A 21,030-nucleotide genomic window follows, 5' to 3' on the forward strand; every position below is an offset into this window, starting at 1 on the left:
AATAAAATGAAAAAATATTATGCTATGAACTTTGAAGCTTACAACGAAGGACAAGTCGCCCTATACAGCCCGGAATGCCGGGAGTTCGCGCTTACCACCTGCGGTGATATCGTATGCACCGAAAGCGATAATTGGGAAGATTGCTTCGAAAGCACTCCTTGGATCGATATGGACTGTGAAGCTGTAGAAAAGCTTTTCGTAGAACAAGGGAAGGAAATCAGCACCGAAGAGCAATTGCGCGATCTGAATAGCTTCGGCCTGGAAGATTGGGTAAACGCAAAAGAGCAGGCGTAATGAAAGCCGCGATCTATATCCGGGTGAGCACGGTAGAACAGGCAGAAGAGGGATATAGTCTGGCAGCGCAGGAGCGGTCGATCCGCTCCCATTGCCAAGCTAAAGGGTACGAAGTATACGGCGTGTATGCGGATAGAGGTATCTCTGGAAAGGACATCGATCACCGGCCCGATATGCAGCGATTGCTCCGCGATGCGGATGAGAGAAAATTTGATATTGTGGTAATTTGGGCTTTGAGCAGATTTACTAGGAGCGTCGCCGATCTTTATCAAATTTGCGAGAGATTCCAGCGCCTTGGAATCTCTCTTGAAAGCTGTACGGAGCCCTTTGATACTGGCACCGCCATGGGGCGGGCTATGCTGGGAATTATGAGCGTATTCGCCCAGATGGAGCGTGAGATTACCGGAGAACGTGTCCGAGCCGCCATGCTGGAAAGAGCCCGGCAGGGAAAGCGCACCTGTTCCGAAGTGCTGGGATACGATATAGATGGGGATAGCCTCAAAATCAATGCGCAAGAGGCCGAAATCGTCCAATATATTTTTAATCGCTATCTGGAATATCGCAATCTCTCTGCTGTCGCTGAGCTTTGCCGCTTGAAAGGGTACACTGGAAAACATGGCTGCAAGCCAAATGCCTATACCGTGAGAGTAATCCTCACGCGCCCAATATACGCCGGATACAATTTGTATTCCGGGCAGCTTTTTCGGGGAAACCACATGCCTTACACAATGACAGCGATGAATCTCAAATCATAGAACCGGACGAGCGTATCGCCCAATTGATCGTCCAGCCATATCTGAATGTTGAGCTTAAAGAGGTTGATCGTTTGTCAGACACAGAACGAGGTAGCGGGGAATTTGGATCAACAGGAAAATAGAAAAATAAAAGCTATTTGACTTTTTATGCAATGATGTTATAATATGATCAATCTTAATTGCAGAATACTGTGTCACCCTCTGTTCCGGATTTGCAAATTGTCCGACCAAAAACAACAATTTGACCAATCGGAAAACAGCAAGAATTAACACCGGAATTGTCTGCAAAAAGATGGTTCCGGTGTTTTTTATTTCTGCAAAAAAGGTTCTCAAGCCCCCAAAGCCGCCTTTTTAATCCGAAAAGCGTCTATGAAAAATGTATATAAAACTGGCATTTTATAACGATATTTTTTCTGTCGTTTTTAGATTAGACAAACCAACATTTTTCGATTAGACAATAACACTTTTCAACAAATTACAAAGGGTGTTTTACCGTTCATTCCTCTATGAGCGGAAAGCGCCCTCTTTATTTTGCGAGGTCATAACATGGTTACATATGCAATTTTGGCGAATCCTGGACACAACCGGGTGTATTTCGATGCTTCGAAGGAGCTTTCCCTGGCAGAACTAACGATTGCGGCGAATGCATTTTCCACTTCCTGTAAAAACTTTCGCTGTGAAGACATAGCGGAAGTTCCTTATTATATGTTAGACGCGGAGGAGACTCTCACCCGCCGGGAAATGGGAATTTTATCCCGCCTCTCTTTCTGCTACGCAATTTTTACGGTAGAGGCATGCGGAGAAGCCCAGAAAGTGCTTCACCCTGTCTCCAAAGTTGATGCCGCGTTCTTTAACCCCAGTATCAGCACCATTTTGAAATACAGTGGCAAGACCAATGAGCTTTTTACCCGTACTATGCTCAACGCAGCACTTTATTCCAGCAGTTTTGCGGGAGAAAATGGACAATTTCGGCTTTTAGATCCAATTTCAGGCAAGGGGACTACTTTGTACGAGGGACTCATATGTGGATTCGATGTTTCCGGCGTAGAAATTGGAGAGAAAACGGTACATGAGGCCAGCGTTTATTTCAAGAAGTTTCTCGAGTCAGAAAAATGGAAACACAGCCATAGTATCGAGAAACTCAGCGGAGAAAATAAATCTTATCAGGCGAAGGTTCACCGTTTTGAATTTGCCTCTACAAAAGAGGAATGGAAGAACCCAGACAAGTTGCGGCATCTCACTATGGTAGCAGGGGATTCCCGGTTTACCGATCGGTACTTCAAAAAAAATAGTTTTCATATGATTGTAGGGGATCTGCCTTATGGCGTCGCCCATGGCAACGTGGCTGGGGACTGGAAGTCCGCTGACGGAAAAACTTCTGGATCGCTTACCCGCAATCCCAAAGAACTAATTTGTGCCTGTCTGCCGGCCTGGTGGAAGGTGCTGAAACAGGGCGGGGTATTGGCTCTTTCTTGGAACGCCTTTGTACTGCCTAAAAAAGAGATGGCTGGAGCGGTTGAGAAAAATGGATTTACTGTTTTGGCTGGCGGGCCCTATGACAAGTTTGAGCACCGGGTGGATCAGGCCATTAAACGGGATATCTTGATAGCGCGGAAATAGTCGGCTTTACTGGAAGACATAAGAACAAAAAGCCGATATATTTCCATAATAGTAGGAGCATTTTCGACAAAATAAGTCAATAATATTTGTTATAATACCAAATGTGATAAAATTTTTAAAGCTGTCTGCATCTTAAATGCGGGCGGCTTTTTTATTGCAGACAGTGAAATGACATACTTTTCCTTGGTCGTAGCACAAAACAGCAGAGATAGTTTTGGAAGTAATCGACTACAATCGCTGAAACGAAAGTACCTGCACCTAAAAAATTTAATCAGGCGACCCTTTCATCCCATCACATCATATTGAGAAACAAGCAGTAATCATCTTCTTTCTCTTACCTGAATACACTGTATGGAAATTTGATTATCGGAGGTTTTTTAATGAATGTCATCGCAGATCCGGCCCACTATCCGTTTCCTTTGATGCTGCTTCCATATCCTTATGAAGCGCTTAGCCCTCATATCGATCCTTGCACCCTTCATTTTCATCATGACCGGCACCTGAAAACCTATGTAGAAAATCTCAATAAAACTTTGGCCCCCTATCCTGATTTGCACGATTGGACCTTGTACCAGCTCCTAACACATCTGGAAAAGCTGCCACCTCAAATTCAAAAGAGTGTGCGAAATAACGGCGGCGGTGTTTTTAACCATCAGTTATATTTTGATTCAATGACGGGTGTTGAGACAAAACCGGGTTCAGTTCTGCTGCAAGCGTTTGAAAATTCCTTTGGTTCTTTTGGGGAATGGAAAAGTAAAATGACGGAGGCGGCGACCTCGGTATTTGGTTCGGGGTACGCCTGGCTTATTTCCAACGACGATGGCACTTTGAGGATTGTCACAACCCCGAACCAGGATACACCGCTTCCTCTGCGTCCTCTGCTTTTAATTGATGTCTGGGAGCATGCTTACTACCTACAGTATCAGAACTTGCGGGCGGAGTATATCAAAAATTGGTTTTGTGTCATTGATTGGGATAAAGTGGAGGACCGTTATCTGGGAAGATAACCTTATTCCAAAGCGGTGAACATCCGTTGCAATAAAAACGTTTTTACGATATGCAGCAAATTATGGGGAGACGATAACCTGTATGTAATAAAAATCAGGTTTGGTGGAAAACTATTGCCGAGGTGATAGCATTGGCGAAAAAGGGTATGAAACGGCCGGAGATTGACCACGGGCCGAGAAACGATGTCGATCCTGTACCGGAAATTCAGGGCCGCGCAAAAACCACTAAAGAAAAAGCCAAACCCATAACAGAAAAATAGAGGTGCAAAATGGGAAAGAAAATCCAAAACGACCATAAGCCGCAACGGATGAAAGTCGTGGATCACGAAACATCCACGACCAGTCAAAACCAAAATCAAAACCATAATACCCACAAAGAGTCCATGGGACCGAATACCAAAAGATAGAGAATTGCTGAAATTAAACCTGCCCTGATGCTATCAGAGCAGGTTTTTGTATTTTTTCAATCGGTTCTTACAGACGATTTTTTACAATTTTTTGGTACTCGCTGCCCCAGTCCGCCATAGTGTCCAAAATCGGGCGCATGGATTCCCCCAGTGCAGAGAGGGCGTATTCCACCCTCGGCGGCACTTCCGCATAGACTGTGCGGGTGACGAGGCCATCTTTTTCCATGGAACGCAGGCTGTCAGTGAGCACCTTTTGGCTAATGCCAGCAAGAGATTTTTGCAGCTCGTTGAATCGCCACGGACGTTCCAACAAATTGCGTATAATTAAAAGCTTCCACTTATTTCCGATGAGCTGGACGGTGGTCGCTACTGGGCATGCGGGCAGTTCCTCTTTCGAAATCATCCAAATTTTCTCCTTTTTGCTATACTTTCAAATAGAAAATTACATCTATATTGTAGTGCAGCATTCCTTTACTGTCAACAACATAAAAATTTTACTCAAAACATTCCAAAATTCCTAAAGTCACAAAAAAGTAACAGACCAAAGGAAAAAGTGCCTGCTTGCCAGACAGAAAAAACGATGTACAATGATATTGGAAAAACGGCCAATATGACGGTGGCATTAAAATGTATCCAAAGTCTGTAGACACGAAGCTAATGTCTTCAGAGATAGAGCAAAGGTGCTCGGAGAGAAACCAGCGGCTCCGGCCGGAGCCCTATCCCGTCAGGCAGTTTATAAAGAAAGTAGAAGAAGAGAAGACTAAATGGATCGCATTGGGATGATAAGGACATTAATTGCCTTACTACTTTATGAGATGCCCCAATATCGGGATTTTGCAGAGCGATGGGAACAGGATGAAGCCTCTCAGCGTCGGCTGCTGCGTTCTCTGATGAATCTGCGTCCTCCTATGCCTCTTGACAGCGGATTCCTTGCCCTTCAGGACGAGTTGCTGCAAGCGGAGCAGAAGGATCAGGAGATTATAGATGCAATGATGCTTCCCACTATTTCCGGCCCCAACCTGGCGCTTTGGCGGGGCGATATCACCCGCTTGCATGCAGACGCAATTGTCAATGCGGCGAACAGCGAACTCCTCGGCTGTTTTTGCCCTTGCCACGGCTGTGTGGACAATGCGATTCACTCGGCGGCAGGTCTCCAGCTCCGCGAGGAATGTTATATAATCATGAAGCGTTTGGGACACCAAGAACCGGTTGGACAGGCAAAAATCACATCGGGATACAACCTTCCGTGCAGGTATGTTATCCACACGGTGGGGCCGGTAGTGATTGGACGGGTAACGGCACTCCACTCCCGGCAGTTAGAGTCCTGTTATCGAAAATGTATGGAATTAGCAGAGCAAAAGGGGATTCGCTCCATTGCTTTCCCCTGTATTTCAACGGGGGAATACCATTTTCCGAGAGAAAAAGCGGCCCAAATTGCTGTTCACACGGTAAGGGATTTTATACAGTACTCCCAAAATGAAATCAAGGTGATTTTTAATGTCTTTACAGAGCGAGACGAAACAATCTATCAAAAAATCTTTGACCGCGAGTGAAATCCGACTCAAACAAGAAATTGACGCGGCGGACGCTATTGTAATCGGCGCGGGAGCAGGCCTTTCCGCATCCGCGGGCTTTGCCTATTCTGGAGAGCGGTTTGAGAAGTATTTTGCTGATTTTTCCAAAGCTTATGGTTTTCATGATATGTACAGCGGAGGTTTTTATCCCTATGAGACGCTGGAAGAATACTGGGCATATTGGAGTCGATATGTGGTCCTCAATCGGTATCAGGATGCACCAAAGCCAGTGTATGAAGATTTATTGAAGCTAATCGGGGATACCAACTATTTTATCATTACCACCAATGTGGATCATTGCTTTCAGAAGGCCGGCTTTGACAAAAAACGGCTCTTCTGCACCCAGGGAGACTATGGTTTATTTCAATGTGCTACTCCTTGTCATCATAAAACATATGACAATGAAATCGTGATAAAACGTATGGCATCGGAGCAAAGGAAGCAACGTATTCCGTCTGGGCTTATCCCCAGGTGCCCAGTATGCGGAAAACCCATGACGATGAATCTACGGATAGACAGCCGTTTTGTGGAAGATGAGGAGTGGCACAGCGCCGTAAAGCGGTATGATGATTTTATCCGCCAATGTGAAAATCGGCATATCCTATTTTGGGAGTTAGGTGTCGGTTACAACACTCCGGGTATCATCAAATACCCCTTTTGGCAGATGGCTTTTCACAATTCGAAATCTGTTTACGCCTGCCTCAATTCCGGTGAAATTGACTGCCCCAGCGGACTAAAACAGCAATCGATTTGTATCAGAGAAGATATCGGCACTGTACTGATGCGGCTATTGTGCCAAAAAGGAAAAGAGCCTTTCCGGAAATAACCGGCTATGCTCTTTTTCAAGCTGCTATGGATGAAAGAGCTATGAGCGATGATATTCTGTGGAAAAATACTCATCATAGCGATGAAGCTAATATAATTTAGTTGAATTCACAACAACTAATAAGTTATTGAATTAATGGCTCTTCCAGATATAATATTCATATAGAATTCAGATTTAAAGGAGGGCCATTATGTTGCATTTATCGGAAAACCTAAAGAGATATCGCATACTTAAAAATTTGACGCAGGAAGACGTTGCAGAGTATCTCAGAGTTACGCCGCAGAGTGTTTCCAAATGGGAACGGGGAGTTTCCCATAGTTAAAGATACCACACCAAATATGATGAACCCACGCTTATACACTACCAGCTATAATAAACCGCAAGGACAGCAATTTGATGATACTGCTGTCCTTTCTTTTATAAAATTGCAGTACACATAAAAAAGCTGTAAAATGATGAATATATTTGTCCTTGTAACAATTCTCGGACATTTGCCTGTTATACTATCTGCAAAAAGCAAAGGAAGTGAGGATATGAAGCAGATTTTAATTGTCGAGGACGACAGTTTTTTGAATAAGATGTTAGCCTATAACCTGACCGCAGACGGCTACGGCGTGACTTCTACTCTAAATGCCAGAACCGCAGCCGACGCCATCCGCCATCGGGAATTTGATTTAGTGCTGTTGGACATTAACCTGCCAGATGGGAACGGTTTTGAGCTGTGCAAGCTGATAAAGCCCCAGCACCCGGACACCATCGTAATATTCCTGACCGCCAACGATCAGGAGAGCGACCAGATACGGGGCTATGAGGTGGGCGCGGTGGACTACATCACAAAGCCCTTTGTGATCGGGGCCTTGCAGCGAAAAATCAAAGCCATGTTCGCTATGCTGGAACACCACAAACCGGCCAAGGACATTTACGACGACGGGCGGCTGTTTCTGGACTTCTCGGAGCAGACGGCGTCCCTAAACGGCAAGCCCCTGACCCTATCCCCGATGGAGTATAAAATGCTGAACCTGTTCCGCAAAAATCCCCGGCAAGTGCTGACCCGTGGGCAGCTTTTGGAAAAGCTGTGGGATATAGACGAGAGGTTTGTGGACGAACACACCCTGACAACCTCCATCAGCCGGATTCGCAGCAAGATTGAATCTGACGGCGGCGCACCCTACATCAAGACTGTTTACGGCATGGGGTATCAATGGACGGGAGGCGAGGCAAAATGAAGTTTCAAAACCTCTCGGTAAGGCGGCTGTTTGGCCGGGTGGCAATAGGGCTTGCCCTCTCCATGTCCGGGATCACCATAGCCCTGTTTTTTGTGACAAAACAGACGGCGGTGCTGCTGACGGGCGGGGCGCTGCTGCTGTGCGCCTTTGTGGGGATTTTTGTACTGACGCAGGCGTTTGGAAAGCGGCTGTCGCAGTTTACCGCTGACCTGTGCCAGACCTTAGACCACATGATCGCCGGAAATGAAGCGCCCCAGCGGCCAGAGGACAGCGAAACCCAGCTTGCTAGAATCGGACACCGGCTGGCAAAGCTCTATCAAATCATGCAGGAGAACCGCTGTCTTGTGGATGAGGAACGGCAGGAATTACAGACCCTTGTATCGGATATTTCCCATCAGGTGAAAACGCCGGTAAGCAATCTGAAAATGGCGACGGACACCCTGCTGGAAAAGACTATGACCGAGACGGAGCGCACTGACTTTATCCGGGGAATCCGCAGCCAGACGGATAAACTGGACTTTCTCTTTCAGGCCCTTGTGAAAACCTCCCGGTTGGAAACGGGCGTGATCCAGTTGGACAAGAAACCGGGCCGCCTTTTTGATACTGTGGCGCAGGCCATGAGTGGGATCGTGTATGCAGCGGAGAAAAAGGAAATTGCCGTGTCCGTGGATTGCCCGGAGGATTTGACCGTTTCCCATGACAGCAAGTGGACATCCGAAGCCCTCTTTAACCTGCTGGACAATGCGGTGAAGTACACCCCGGCAGGCGGGAAAATCTCTGTGTCGGTGGTGCTGTGGGAAATGTATGTGGAGATCAAAGTGACCGACACCGGCAAGGGCATTTCCGAAAGCAATCAGGCCGCCATCTTCCGGCGCTTCTATCGTGAGGAAGAAGTACACGAACAGCAGGGCGTGGGCATTGGCCTGTATCTGACCCGCGAGATCGTAACGCGGCAGGGCGGCTATATCAAAGTGGTTTCGGAGCCGGGCAAGGGTTCGGAATTTTCTATTATGCTGCCGACTAAATAGAACGCGGCGGACGGCCATTTCCGGCTGCCCGCCGTAAATTTTTTTGAAATGTCCGAGCGCTGTAACATTTCACCCCGATTTTCAATGAAATTTTTTGGCCGCTGTAACATTTCGCGGACATTTGGGGTTTACAATAGCCTTATCAACAAGAAAGGAGGCGCGTTCTATGAATGAGCAGAAACAGTATGTTTGTCCGTGATGTGGTGGCAAAGATGTTGTTGAGGGGATTCAATCCACTTATGCAAAAGTTCAACCAAATAAAGCCTTGACACTTAAAGGCGAAAATTTGATTCATGTAATTTGCAAAAATTGTGGTACAGTAGTTCGCTCTTATGTAGAAAACCCTCAAGTCCTTGAATAAGGCTGAACACTTCCCAACAGGAGGACAGTTGCTTCTGTCCTCCCCAAAGTATTACGCTGATTCTGTTAATCGGCTTTCAGGTATATATAATTTCAATTTATAAATCAACAAAAGTGAGGAGGCGACGCAATGGAACTGACCCCGACCTTGATTTTGAATCTGGCGCTGCTGATCGTCCCGCCCGTTGCCCTTGTGCTGGCGTTCCGGCAATGGCTGGCCCGGCACATCCGCTGGGTGGTTGCCTTGACTGCTCTCTGTGATGTTCTCCTGTTTTGGGATGAACTGTTTTACTATGAGAGCTTCGGCCTGTTCGCTGTGCTGATTCTGGTACAGTTGGCGGCCACCGGCGCAGCAGCGTTCCGCATTTACAACAAACAAAGAAAGGATTGAATTTTATGAGCATTTTACAGACTATCGACCTGAAAAAGTATTACGGCACAGAGCCGAACATCACCCGCGCCCTTGACGGCGTGAACTTCTCCGTGGAGGACGGCGAGTTTGTGGCCGTTGTGGGAACCTCCGGCAGCGGCAAGTCCACCCTGCTTCACATGATGGGCGGGCTGGACACCCCTACTTCCGGCAATGTGATTGTCCGGGACAAAGAACTGTCGAAAATGAACGACGAACAGCTTACCATCTTCCGCCGCCGCAACATCGGCTTTATCTTCCAGAACTATAACCTTGTTCCCATCCTGAATGTGTATGAGAACATTGTCCTGCCGGTGGAGCTGGACGGGGACACGGTGGATCAGAAGTTTTTGGACGAGATCGTTCACTTGCTGGGGCTGGAAGATAAACTGAAAAATATGCCGAACAATCTTTCCGGCGGACAGCAGCAGCGTGTGGCTATCGCCCGCGCCCTGATTACAAAACCGGCTATCGTGCTGGCCGACGAGCCGACCGGCAACCTTGACAGTAAGACCAGCGCCGAGGTGCTGAGGCTTATCAAGCGCACCAGCGCGGAGTTCCGGCAAACTGTTGTGATGATTACCCACAATAACGACATAGCCCGTCTTGCAGATCGGATTGTCCGCATTGAGGACGGCAAGATTGTGGAGTAAGGAGGTGGCAGGCTATGACATGGCCTTTTGAGAATGACACCAGCGGCATAGTAAAGCGCATATCAAACCGCAGTATATCGGCGAATCGAAAAAGAAATATCTTTATTGTTTTGACGATTGCACTTGCCAGCGCATTGCTATCTGCTATTGTCCTCTATGGTTTTGGGGTTATGCAGGAAACGCAGAACCGCAACCAAAAAACAGCGCAGATTATGTATCATGCGATTTCTGAACAACAGGGACAGGAACTATACAAGCAAGAAGAAATTGCGTGGGTTGGAGAATTTTTCAACGCATTTTCTGAACAGGTAAACCATTCAACCGTGAATTTTACTTATGCAAATGCAGATATGCTAAAATCCCAAAGTATGCCCTATTCGGGAGATTTACCAGCTTCGGAGAATGAAATTGTAGTGCAGGAATCCTTTTTGGATAGTTTGGGCTATTCAAATGAATTGGGACAGACAATTCAAATCCCCTTTTCTGACGGCACTACCCATGATTTCAAATTGACGGGAATCTTAGATGTGAAAACCGGCGATATTGGGCGCTATACAGCCATTATATCGAAAGAATTAGTAAGACAGCAGTATGGCGACGAGGGCATGATTGATTATTACATTGGGCTGAAAGGCGCTCAAAATATGAGCGAGGAAGAAGCCACCAACTATGCAAACACTCTGGCGCAGCAATTAAAAATTTCCGATGATAGTGTGATTGTCCGTTCCACATATTTTAACTTAAAGGACGAAAATCACGGAAGCGATATGCTGTTCTATTTCTTGATTGGTTTTGTAACTTTCATTGGTTCCGGCATTGTGATCTATTCGATTTTTTATATTTCAGTAGCAAGCAGTATCCGTAACTATGGACAGCTTCGCACAATCGGAACTACAAAACGACAGATCAAAAAGATGGTTTACCGCGAGGGAAAATTACTTGCTGCCATTGCTATCCCGATTGGTCTGGTTATTGGAAATGTGATTGGGTACTTCCTGATTCCTGCCGGTTGGTACTGGCTGACTACTTTATGTGTGACGGCCGGGGTTGGTCTTTTTGCATTTATTATTGTGATGATTGCTATTCATACTCCTGTAAAAAGAGCTGCGGCAGTATCTCCGCTGGAAGCATTGCGATATTCCGATTATCAAGGGAAAATGAAAGAAAGTTCCGTGTTGCACCGTAAAATAACGCCTGCTTCACTTGCTAAAATGAATCTGTCCAGACAAAAGGCAAAGTCCACTTTAACAATACTTTCTCTTTCACTCGGCGGAGTATTGGTTGTATTGATTTCGACAATGTTAGTTTCCTATGATGGCGTTGCAGAGGCAAGAGGCAGGGCGTTCCCTGTCGGTGAATTTAACATCCAGCTCAATGCAAATCAATCGTGGGACACCGCCGGTATTTCTTTGTCTGGATTGCAGCAAAAGAATTTTCTAAATGCCGATTTTGTAAATGCAGTAGAATCTATTGATGGGGTTACAGGAATCAAGCGCTGGTATTACACAGACGCAGAATATCTTGTAAATGGTAATTCTGGAAAATGGATTCAGGGCTTTTGCCGGGATGAGCAGCAGAATTTAGAGGAAGAACGAATTGCAGGCACCATTGATTATGATGAACTGGTGGCAGGCAATGGAATTGTCTTGCTTCAAGAGCGTGCCGATCTCTATGATATTGAGGCTGCGTTGGGTGATACCGTCGAAGTGGACTATAAAACCAAATCCGGCCAAATTCGCACAAAGACCTATACCGTCATGGGCATTGTAAACGAATATTCTTACTCCGGCTTCTCAAAATGCTTTGCGCTTCCAGAGCAGCTTATGAATGAAGCGACCGAGATAGATTGCACAGGTACGATTTCCGTAATTACCGATATGGAAAAATTTGATACGGTTGAAGCTGCATTAAATCAACTGATAGACGGAAATAGCGATTTGGTTATGGAAACCATAAAAGAAAGTATCACTTATTATAGCGGACTTCAACAACTTTCTTTCGGGGTATTGTTGATTGTGGCTGTTATTGTCGTGTGCTTTTCTTTAATCAACCTTGTCAATACGACAATCACAAACTTTCTGTCCCGCAGGCAGGAAATTGGAATGTTACAGGCGATTGGTTTGAGTAAAAAGCAGCTTATCAAAATGCTGTGCTATGAGGGGTTAATGTATTCAGTTTTTGCTACGCTGGTAACATTGGTTTTGGGGACTGGACTGGGCTTCCTATCCGTACAGGTCGTTGTGAAAACGATGAATCCATACTTTTACTATTCATTTCCGTGGCTGATCGTATTGATATATTTAGCAATCCTGCTGATTGTGCAATTCACCTTGATTTCTTACACAACTGGAAATCTGAAAAAGCAATCTCTTGTAGACCGCATTAAGACAATGGAATGACCTTTTGAGATCGGCGGGGCGGCGTATGCTGCCCCGCTTTTTCCGCCATTTCTCAAAAAGATTTTTGAAATGTCCGAGCGTTGTAACAATTCAGCCTGTTTTTCTGTCGAAATCAAAGGCACCTCGGACATTTATAGTTCTTCCAAAAGTTTGATGATAATATTACCATTCATGGAAGAAGCAATCTGTTATTGCAATAATGCGAAATTGACGATAGAAAGTTTTTCATATCTCGGTCAGCTCAACAATTACATTACTCTGCTGATACAGCCAGTCCGCAAATTCTTTCGGGCTGGCTGTTCCTGTTTTTACAGCCTTTTTTCTCTGTAAGGCTTCTTTCTTAAAGTCGGAAAAGGCAGCCTGTATTTTTTCCAGACAGTCAGCCGGAAAGCCTGCGGTATTTTTTACCCGGTTTATTTTGTTGCGCCAGTTCTGGCATTCATTTTTATAAAGCAGGTCATAGTTATTTTCTCTTGCCCTCTCGTCAAATTCCCGCTTGTTTTGAAGCGCCTGTGCTTTGCGGCACTTGTCGCTGCACAGCTCATACCGCTGGCTCTTTGCCAGAAAATATTTCCCGCAGACCTTGCACTGCCGGAAGCAAAGCCCCCAGTCATTCAGCCTGTTCAGATAATAGGTAATCAACGGGTAGAGAGACGCATAGGCAGACACACATTCTTCTGTGCGACGGTTGTCCGGGAACCAGAGGTCAAGCCGGGTATCTTCTGATGGTGCGCCTTTGAAATAAAGGCTGCCAGCTTGAAAATGTTTCGGTTTTCCTGTCTCCCTGTCAAAGCTCATGGCTTCGTTATGGAATACCCCGGTCAGGCTGCTCATTTTATCCATGAAGCGGTCACAGGCAGCGTTACGGTCACGGGGTTCTCTGGAAAGCAGATAGCTGTTCCAGATACGGAACGCCACATACATTTTCAGAGGGTCATTGCTAAGATATTTTCCCCAGAGAAATTCGCTTGCCGCCTGCTCCAGCTCCGGCTGTTTCCATCGGTTGGAGTGGAGGGCTTGCCGCAGCGGAGAAAGCCCGTATAAGTTCCAATCTCTGTCCGTGTCACGCTCAAAGTTTATCAAAAAAGTTCCCAGCGGGCGTGTCATATCACAAAGCACCTCTGTGTTTTGGCTCCCGTTCAGCCGGAAGCGGATCTGCTGTTCTTCCCCAATCAAAATCCGCTCTTTCATTTTCTTCCTGTCCAGCGTCAGGACAAACAAAATCCTCTCAAAACATGGCTCATGTCGTATAAACTGATTCTCCATCCCTATCCCCTGCCTTTGTTTATGGTAATTATATAATTCAGTTATATCCGTTACACTCATGGTATCGCAGAATCATTGTTTTGTCAAGGATAGTACGCTATGATGATTGCAGTTGGTAATTTCGTACCGCACAGTACCTTGACAAGTGAATGACCGTCCAAAAGGGATATGACCGGCAGGAGAAGTGACGCATCCGGCGCACCAATGCAGGGAAACACCGCAGGAATGGGGCAGGAAAACGGCTTTTGGGGAAAACGGCAGCAGGAAGCATTTTAACCTATTTGATTTATGGGAGGAACAGAATGAACGATAAAAAGAGATTGAACAGCTACGAGGATTTACCGCTGGTTCTGGATGTGGCGGACATTCAGCAGATTATGGGAATTTCAAGAGCGAGCGCCTATGAGCTGGTACACACACCCGGCTTTCCAGCGTTCCGCAGGGGCAGACTTATCAAGGTCAGCAAAATTGCTTTCTTTGAATGGATGGCAAAAGGCTCCGAAACCGTACCGAGAAGCGACAAATAAGCGTGAGTTATCATTCCCTGACTGCAATACTGCCGCACTTTACAAAGGGGTATACAGAGGGAAAAAACCTTAAAAATGATACCGAAACGCTACACCAAAACAGCCTATCTGCGTACATCAGATAGAAACGGAGAAAGGAGCCGGTTATGGCAAGAATGAGCAACAAGCGGCGGCTGGAATGGTCGTTCTTCTTAAATGACCGCAGCCGTATCACTTACAACGAACTGTGCCGGAAATGCCAGCACGAATGTAAACAGAGCTTCCGGGCGGTTGTGGTTGACTGCCCGAAGTACCTTTCTAAGCGTTCCAAGAAAAAGGACAAAACTGCCGGAAACGGCAAAATCCCTTAGGAACTAAGGGCGCACTTCTATACATAGTCTAAAGACCATGTATCGTGCGTCCTGCGGAGCTTACCTCTGCCGCTGATAAAATCAGCAATCCGAGGTCTGCGTTCGCTTCGCTCCGACAAGGTGGCTACACCCCCTTGCGCCGCTAAAGCGGCTATCCCCTGTGTACCCGCCGCAAAGAGAAATCCGCTCTGCGGTTTTCCCTTTTCATCGGGTTTTATAGAAGCACTGACACACGGACTGTCTGCGGATGGTCTTTCTTTATCTTATAAGCAAAGGATGTGAGAACATGGAAAAATCTTTGGAACAGTTGAAGCAGGAATATGAAAAAACCACTGTCCTGCTGGAACGGGAAAAACGGAAAATGCAGCGTTTGAAAAACCGGCAGGCGTATCTGGAAAGCGGTTCCCGGAAACAGAGGACGCACCGGCTGATTACCCGTGGGGCAGCTATTGAGAGCATTGCACCACAGACAAAGGAGCTATCCGAAGCGGAATTTTATTCCCTCATGGAAAGCATTTTGAATCTGCCGCAGGCGGAACATTTCATCCGGTCTGCCGTAGAAAACCACGCCCGTATTTCCGGGCAGGAGAAAGGCGGTGACTAAGGATAGCACTTTATCATTTTTCAATCGCACAGATAAAGCGCAGCGCCGGTCAGAGCGCCATTGCCAGCGCAGCCTACCGAGCCGGGGAGCGTCTTTACAGCAGCTACTATGGAGAAGTCAGCGATTACACCAAAAAGGGCGGCGTGATCGCTTCGGAAATCATGCTGCCGCCCCATGCGCCGGAAATATATCTTGACCGGGCGACCCTCTGGAATGCTGTGGAGAGCTGCGAGAAACATCCAAAAGCACAGCTTGCCTATTCCTTTGATATTGCCATGCAGAATGAATTGACGCTGGAAGAAAACATGGAACTGGCGAGGAAGTTCGTGCAGGAGCAGTTTGTGGCAAAAGGCATGATTGCCGATCTTGCTTTTCACAGCCCGGAGAAAGAGGACGGCGGTATCCCTAACCCGCATTTCCATGTGATGACAACCATGCGCCCTTTGAACCCGGATGGCACATGGGGACAAAAACAGCGGCGGGAATATCTTCTTGATGAAGATGGAAACCGAATCCGGGATAAAAACGGCGATTATATGTTTAACGCTGTCCATACAACAGACTGGCATGAGCCGGAAACGCTGGAACACTGGCGGGAGCAGTGGGCGGCTGCCGTTAATACAAAATTTGAGGAAAAAGGGCTGGATGTGCGTATCGACCACCGTTCCTATGTGCGGCAGGGGCTTGACCTGATACCTACTGTCCACGAGGGAGCTAATGTCCGGCAGATGGAAGCAAAGGGCATCCGCACCGAGAAAGGGGAACTGAACCGCTGGATTAAAGCCACCAACCGGCTCATGCAGGATGTGAGGAAGAAGATCAAAGCCCTGTTTGTCTGGATGGCAGAGGTAAAAGAAGAACTTTCCAAACCGCAGACACCGAGCCTTGCCGACCTGCTGATCGCTTATTACAACCAGCGCAACGCAGGGGCATGGAGCAATAAAGCCAGAACCGGAAACTTAAAGCAGTTTGCCGAAGCCGTCAATTATCTGACGGAAAACAAGCTGCTCACATTAGAGGATTTGCAGGAGCGTCTTTCCTCTGTCAGTGAAGAATTTGAAGCATTAAGCGGCTCCATGAAAAAGAAATCTGCCAGGATAAAGGAATTGCAGGAATTGATACGGGAGGGCGAGAATTACCAGCGGCTAAAACCTGTTCATACGGAATTGAACAATATCAAGTTTAAGAAACAGAGGGAGAAATTTGAAACATCCCACGATGCGGAGTTACGGCTGTTTTATGCCGCCCGCCGTATTCTGAAAGAAAAACTGGACGGAAAACCCATTGCCCTGAAAGCATGGAAACAGGAATATGCACAGTTAAAAACAGAGTATGCCGAACTGTCTCCGCAGCACAAGCCACTCCGGGAGGAAGTCATACGGCTGCGGCAGGTGCAGAACGCCGTAGATACCGCACTGCGCCGGAGGGAGCAGCCACAGGAAGTACAGAGAAAGAAACATGAGATGGAGCTATGATATAACCGGCAGCTTTACCGCTGCCGGTATTTTTATGGAGGGAGCATTTGAATGTATTTGAAGCGGTGAAACAGTCTGTTACCACCCGGCAGGCTGCTTCATTCTATGGAATCCGGGTGGGGAGAAACGGCATGGTCTGCTGTCCATTCCACAATGACCGCACGCCCAGCATGAAAGTGGACAGCCGTTTTTACTGCTTCGGCTGCGGGGCTTCCGGGGATGTGATCGACTTTGCCGCTTTGCTGCATGGATTGGGGAAACGGGAAGCTGCGGTCAGGCTTGCGAAGGACTTCGGCGTTTCCTATGAGAAACCCGGCAATGCACCGCCAGATAGGAAGCGTCACAACAGGTCACAGCCCCGACAAAAATCAGCGGAGCAGAGATTTCAGGAAACGGAACGGTATTGTTTCCGGGTGCTATGCGATTATCTGCGCCTGCTGGAGCATTGGAAAACAGCATACGCCCCACAGCCGCAGGATGCCATCTGGCATCCTCTTTTTGTGGAAGCGTTGCAGAGGATAAGCTACACAGAATACCTTTTGGATATTTTGTTATACGGAGAAATAGAAGAAAAAGCGGCATTGATCGCCGCACAGGGAAAGGAGGTGCTGCGGCTTGAACAGCGAATTTCAGAGCTTGCCGCCGGAAACGCAGGAAGTGGTCAAAAGGACGATGGACACAATGGAACCGGCGCAAACACCGGCAGAAATCCGGGAAACATTAGAGGGGACGCAGAAAGGCGGCGTGAAGAACAGCATCCGAAACTGCCTGACGGTGTTCCAGCGTGACCCTCTGTTTCGCGGGGCGCTGCGCCTGAACCTTTTGACGGAGCAGATTGACATTGTGAAGCCGCTGGGCTGGGAGCGCACCAGTACCACGCTGACCGACATGGACATGAACTACCTGCTTTTGTATCTGGAAGAAAACTACGGGCTTACCAGCGAGAAAAAGGTGCAGAGCGCCATCAAGATTGTTGCCAATGAAAACCGCTACCATCCAGTCAGGGATTACCTGAACAGCCTGCAATGGGACGGCACAGAGCGCATCCGTTACGCCCTGCATCACTTTCTGGGAGCCGATACGGACGAATACACCTATGAAGCCTTGAAACTGTTCCTGATGGGAGCCATCCGGCGGGTATTCAGACCGGGGAGCAAGTTTGAGGTCATGCTCTGTCTGGTTGGTGGTCAGGGAGCCGGGAAATCTACCTTTTTCCGGCTGCTGGCAGGCAGGGACGAATGGTTTTCAGACGATTTGAAGAAGCTGGACGATGAAAATGTGTACCGCAAGCTGCAAGGGCATTGGATTATCGAGATGTCGGAGATGATCGCCACAGCCAACGCCAAGAGTATTGAGGAAATCAAGTCATTCTTAAGCCGCCAGAAAGAAACCTACAAAGTGCCGTATGAGACACACCCGGCAGACCGGCTGCGGCAATGTGTATTCGGAGGGACGACCAACCGGCAGGACTTTTTACCCCGTGACCGCACCGGCAACCGGCGCTTTCTCCCCGTGACGGTGTACCCGGAACGGGCGGAGGTTCACATACTGGATGATGAAGCGGCGGCGAGGGCGTATATCGAACAGATGTGGGCGGAAGCCATGACGGTTTACCGCAGTGGGAAGTATAAGCTGTCATTCAGCATAGAAATGAACCGATACCTGAACGCCCACCAGCAGGACTTCATGCAGGAGGACACACAAGCTGGCATGATCTACGCCTATTTGGAGGACTACACCGGTGACAGGGTATGCTCCAAGCAGCTTTATGAGGAAGCGCTGGGGAACTTAAATTCCCCGGCAGACTGGGAGACACGGGCAATCTGCGAGATTATGAATACTGGCATTGCGGGCGGCATCATACAGGGCTGGGCAGCCTACAAAAGCCCGAAGCGGTATAAGAAATACGGTTCTCAAAAAGGCTGGGAGCGTGTCAACCAAGCCCCGCCGGAGGGGGACGGTTTTAAGGAAATCACGGAAGAAGAAGCCCGGCAAATGGAACTGCCATTCTGAAAAGCCGCCGGTTAACAGTTTGGTTGACGCTTCGGTTGACAGCCGGTTGACGGGGAAAAGCCTGATATTTGGGGCATTTCTCTCCTTTGTCAACCATGTCAACCAAGAAATCAAAGAAAAAGTAAAAAGTAATCATAGAGCGCCTATGGATTGTTTTCAAAGTCTTTTCTGCCGGTTGACACGGTTCGGTTGACATGGAGACAGTCTGCGGCTGTACACCTGCCTGACATTCCCTTGTCGGGCATATTTCATTTATGGAGGTAACTGCCTATGGCAAAAAGCAAAAACGAGAGCAATAACAAAAACAGCGGCACCCTGCTTACCGAAAAAGACGGCACCCAGTATTTTGTCATGGGGAAAGTCCGTATCAAGGTATCGGAGCATTTCGCACAGGATGGGAAGCCGCTTGACAGCCTGCTGGAAGATGTGATCCAGCACGCTGCCGCCGCTTCCTGAAAAAATACGGAATAACGACTGTCAATCAGCCCACGCTTATGATATACTTGTACCAGCGAGTATTGTATAAGCGTGGGTTGTTTCTTTTAGAAGGAGGATTTTTAACCATGAAACAACCATACAATACAACGATTTATAACACCGCACTTTATTTGAGATTGAGCCGTGACGATGAATTGCAGGGAGAAAGCGGCAGCATCCAGACCCAGCGCATGATGCTTAGGCAGTATGCCGCAGAGCATGGGCTGACCGTTGTAGACGAGTACATTGACGACGGATGGAGTGGGACAAATTTCGAGCGTCCAAGTTTCCAAAGGATGATTGATGACATCGAGGACGGGAAAATCAACTGCGTTGTCACAAAGGACTTATCCCGTCTGGGAAGAAACTATATCCTGACCGGTCAGTACACGGAAATCTATTTCCCCAGCAAGGGAGTACGCTACATTGCCATCAATGACAATGTGGACACCATCAACGGAGAAAGCGAGCTTGCACCGTTCTTAAACATCCTGAATGAAATGCACGCCCGACAGACCAGCAAAAAGGTCAAGGCTGCCATGCACACAAGATTTGCCAATGGCGCACACTATGGAGCCTATGCACCGCTGGGCTATGTAAAAGACCCGGACAAAAAAGGTCATCTTCTGATCGACCCGGAAACACGCTGGATTGTAGAAAAGATTTTTGACCTTGCCGTACACGGGAGGGGTGCCGCCAGCATTACACGGATTCTGGTGGAAGAAAAAGTACCTACCCCCGGCTGGCTGAACTATGAAAGATATGGGACTTTCGCCAATATCTACGCCGGTGCGCCCGCAGAAAAAGCCTATGCGTGGACGATTGCACAGGTCAAGAGCATTTTGAAAGAGGAAACTTACATCGGTCACAGCGTTCACAACAAGCAGAGCAACATTTCATTCAAGAACAAGAAAAAAGTGCGGAAGCCGCAGGAAGAATGGTATCGTGTGGAAAATACCCACGAAGCCATCATTTCCGAAGAAGTGTTCCAAAAAGTTCAGGAGCTGATTGCAAGCAGACGCAGGAAACGCAGAAATGGTACAACACAGATTTTCGCAGGATTGATAAAATGTGCAGACTGCGGATGGTCTTTAGCCTATGGGGAAAACAAGCAGAATAAGAACCCATACGGGTACTACCATTGCAGCAAGAACGGACAGGGATTACGCCAGTGTTCCATGCACTATATCCGTTATGATGTACTGTATGCCTATGTGCTTGCAAGACTGCAATACTGGTCTATGTTGGCACAGAAAGACGAGGACAAGCTGCTGAAACGGCTGCTCAATGCCAGCGACAGAGAAAGAAACTCTGCGAAGAAAAAGCAGGCTGCGGAGCTGAAAAAGGCGGAAAAGCGTAAAGCCGAGGTTGACGGGCTGTTTGCTAAAATGTATGAGGACTGGTCTGCCGGACGCATAACCGAGTATAATTTCAATATGCTGTCCGAGAAGTACCAGAACGAGCAAAAGGAGCTTGAAACAAAAATAAGACAGCTTCACGAAATGATGGAAGCCGCCGTACAGACCGCAGCGGATGCTGAAAAGTGGATTGCCCTAATGAAACAGTATGTCAACCCTGTGGAGCTGACCGCCGAACTTCTGAACACTCTAATTGAAAAAATAACCGTCCACGAAGCTGTCAAGGGCGAGGACGGAAGTCGTGAGCAGGAAGTAGAAATCTACTACCGCTTCATCGGCAAAATCGACTGACCTTTCTTTTTTTACCCAACAATATCTTTAATTAAGGGAACGGGGTGAAAG

Annotated in this window: 23 protein-coding genes; 21 read left to right on the forward strand and 2 right to left on the reverse strand. The window is 47.4% G+C overall.

Annotated elements, in window-relative coordinates; genetic code table 11:
• Positions 1 to 6 precede the first annotated feature (6 nt).
• The 5 genes from H8710_RS03810 (at position 7) to H8710_RS03830 (ending at position 3,676) form a co-directional block, all read left to right on the forward strand.
• Positions 7 to 294 carry a hypothetical protein gene (locus tag H8710_RS03810; protein ID WP_249294072.1) on the forward strand — a complete coding sequence of 96 codons (288 nt, stop codon included), beginning with the start codon at positions 7 to 9 and terminating at the stop codon, positions 292 to 294.
• Complete coding sequence (locus H8710_RS03815) at positions 294 to 1,049, forward strand: recombinase family protein (RefSeq protein WP_249294073.1); 756 nt, start codon at positions 294 to 296, stop codon at positions 1,047 to 1,049. Before H8710_RS03810 ends, H8710_RS03815 begins: the two co-directional genes overlap by 1 nt.
• 23 nt (positions 1,050 to 1,072) lie before the next feature.
• Positions 1,073 to 1,171, forward strand: coding sequence for a dCTP deaminase/dUTPase family protein (locus tag H8710_RS03820; RefSeq protein ID WP_249294074.1), 99 nt, complete (start codon positions 1,073 to 1,075; stop codon positions 1,169 to 1,171).
• Between the two features lie 424 nt (positions 1,172 to 1,595).
• Entirely contained in the window at positions 1,596 to 2,669 is a 1,074-nt protein-coding gene (locus H8710_RS03825) for a TRM11 family SAM-dependent methyltransferase (protein ID WP_249294075.1), read from the forward strand.
• A 380-nt stretch (positions 2,670 to 3,049) separates the two neighbouring features.
• Complete coding sequence (locus H8710_RS03830) at positions 3,050 to 3,676, forward strand: superoxide dismutase (RefSeq protein ID WP_249294076.1); 627 nt, start codon at positions 3,050 to 3,052, stop codon at positions 3,674 to 3,676.
• 474 nt (positions 3,677 to 4,150) lie between these two features.
• Here the strand turns inward: H8710_RS03830 and H8710_RS03835 are convergent, their stop codons facing one another.
• The gene (locus tag H8710_RS03835) at positions 4,151 to 4,486 is read right to left on the reverse strand and encodes a winged helix-turn-helix transcriptional regulator (RefSeq protein WP_249294077.1); all 336 of its coding nucleotides are present in this window, start codon (positions 4,484 to 4,486) and stop codon (positions 4,151 to 4,153) included.
• 361 nt (positions 4,487 to 4,847) lie between these two features.
• On the opposite strand from H8710_RS03835, the gene H8710_RS03840 reads away from it, so the two are divergent.
• The 8 genes from H8710_RS03840 (at position 4,848) to H8710_RS03875 (ending at position 12,558) form a co-directional block, all read left to right on the forward strand.
• Entirely contained in the window at positions 4,848 to 5,636 is a 789-nt protein-coding gene (locus tag H8710_RS03840) for a protein-ADP-ribose hydrolase (RefSeq protein WP_249294078.1), read from the forward strand.
• Positions 5,581 to 6,483, forward strand: coding sequence for an SIR2 family NAD-dependent protein deacylase (locus H8710_RS03845; RefSeq protein WP_249294079.1), 903 nt, complete (start codon positions 5,581 to 5,583; stop codon positions 6,481 to 6,483). The genes H8710_RS03840 and H8710_RS03845 overlap by 56 nt, the downstream gene beginning before the upstream one ends.
• Positions 6,484 to 6,673: 190 nt before the next feature.
• A complete protein-coding gene (locus H8710_RS13500) occupies positions 6,674 to 6,805 on the forward strand; it encodes a helix-turn-helix transcriptional regulator (protein WP_249294080.1) in 132 nt (43 codons plus the stop codon).
• Between the two features lie 211 nt (positions 6,806 to 7,016).
• Positions 7,017 to 7,709 (forward strand): response regulator transcription factor, encoded by a 693-nt coding sequence (locus H8710_RS03855; protein WP_249294081.1) that lies wholly within the window; start codon positions 7,017 to 7,019, stop codon positions 7,707 to 7,709.
• Entirely contained in the window at positions 7,706 to 8,737 is a 1,032-nt protein-coding gene (locus tag H8710_RS03860; RefSeq protein WP_249294082.1) for a sensor histidine kinase, read from the forward strand. Before H8710_RS03855 ends, H8710_RS03860 begins: the two co-directional genes overlap by 4 nt.
• Before the next feature lie 490 nt (positions 8,738 to 9,227).
• A complete protein-coding gene (locus tag H8710_RS03865; protein ID WP_249294083.1) occupies positions 9,228 to 9,488 on the forward strand; it encodes a hypothetical protein in 261 nt (86 codons plus the stop codon).
• Between the two features lie 5 nt (positions 9,489 to 9,493).
• On the forward strand, positions 9,494 to 10,159 hold the full coding sequence (locus H8710_RS03870; protein WP_249294084.1) for an ABC transporter ATP-binding protein: 666 nt from the start codon (positions 9,494 to 9,496) through the stop codon (positions 10,157 to 10,159).
• A gap of 14 nt (positions 10,160 to 10,173) precedes the next feature.
• The gene (locus H8710_RS03875; RefSeq protein ID WP_249294085.1) at positions 10,174 to 12,558 is read left to right on the forward strand and encodes an ABC transporter permease; all 2,385 of its coding nucleotides are present in this window, start codon (positions 10,174 to 10,176) and stop codon (positions 12,556 to 12,558) included.
• Between the two features lie 225 nt (positions 12,559 to 12,783).
• Here H8710_RS03875 and H8710_RS03880 read toward each other — a convergent pair whose 3' ends face one another.
• Positions 12,784 to 13,824, reverse strand: a complete 1,041-nt coding sequence (locus H8710_RS03880) for a DUF6076 domain-containing protein (protein ID WP_118392959.1) — start codon at positions 13,822 to 13,824, stop codon at positions 12,784 to 12,786.
• Positions 13,825 to 14,126: 302 nt separating this feature from the next.
• Between H8710_RS03880 and H8710_RS03885 the strand changes: the two genes are divergently transcribed.
• From H8710_RS03885 to H8710_RS03920, 8 genes are all read left to right on the forward strand, one after another.
• Positions 14,127 to 14,351, forward strand: a complete 225-nt coding sequence (locus H8710_RS03885; RefSeq protein WP_120474617.1) for a helix-turn-helix domain-containing protein — start codon at positions 14,127 to 14,129, stop codon at positions 14,349 to 14,351.
• Between the two features lie 146 nt (positions 14,352 to 14,497).
• Positions 14,498 to 14,701, forward strand: a complete 204-nt coding sequence (locus tag H8710_RS03890) for a hypothetical protein (RefSeq protein ID WP_004614949.1) — start codon at positions 14,498 to 14,500, stop codon at positions 14,699 to 14,701.
• A 286-nt stretch (positions 14,702 to 14,987) separates the two neighbouring features.
• On the forward strand, positions 14,988 to 15,305 hold the full coding sequence (locus tag H8710_RS03895; protein ID WP_207697956.1) for a DUF3847 domain-containing protein: 318 nt from the start codon (positions 14,988 to 14,990) through the stop codon (positions 15,303 to 15,305).
• 2 nt (positions 15,306 to 15,307) lie between these two features.
• On the forward strand, positions 15,308 to 16,780 hold the full coding sequence (gene mobQ, locus H8710_RS03900; protein WP_079746603.1) for a MobQ family relaxase: 1,473 nt from the start codon (positions 15,308 to 15,310) through the stop codon (positions 16,778 to 16,780).
• Positions 16,781 to 16,827: 47 nt separating this feature from the next.
• Positions 16,828 to 17,568: a CHC2 zinc finger domain-containing protein gene (locus tag H8710_RS03905; protein WP_144124320.1), complete on the forward strand. Its 741-nt coding sequence runs from the start codon at positions 16,828 to 16,830 to the stop codon at positions 17,566 to 17,568.
• Positions 17,453 to 18,793 (forward strand): virulence-associated E family protein, encoded by a 1,341-nt coding sequence (locus H8710_RS03910; protein WP_249294086.1) that lies wholly within the window; start codon positions 17,453 to 17,455, stop codon positions 18,791 to 18,793. Before H8710_RS03905 ends, H8710_RS03910 begins: the two co-directional genes overlap by 116 nt.
• Positions 18,794 to 19,063: 270 nt before the next feature.
• On the forward strand, positions 19,064 to 19,249 hold the full coding sequence (locus tag H8710_RS03915; protein WP_004849804.1) for a hypothetical protein: 186 nt from the start codon (positions 19,064 to 19,066) through the stop codon (positions 19,247 to 19,249).
• A gap of 38 nt (positions 19,250 to 19,287) precedes the next feature.
• Complete coding sequence (locus H8710_RS03920; RefSeq protein WP_488154043.1) at positions 19,288 to 20,979, forward strand: recombinase family protein; 1,692 nt, start codon at positions 19,288 to 19,290, stop codon at positions 20,977 to 20,979.
• Positions 20,980 to 21,030 lie beyond the last annotated feature (51 nt).

Origin of the sequence: Fumia xinanensis (assembly GCF_014384905.1) — a bacterium.
Lineage (GTDB): Bacteria > Bacillota > Clostridia > Oscillospirales > Ruminococcaceae > Fumia > Fumia xinanensis.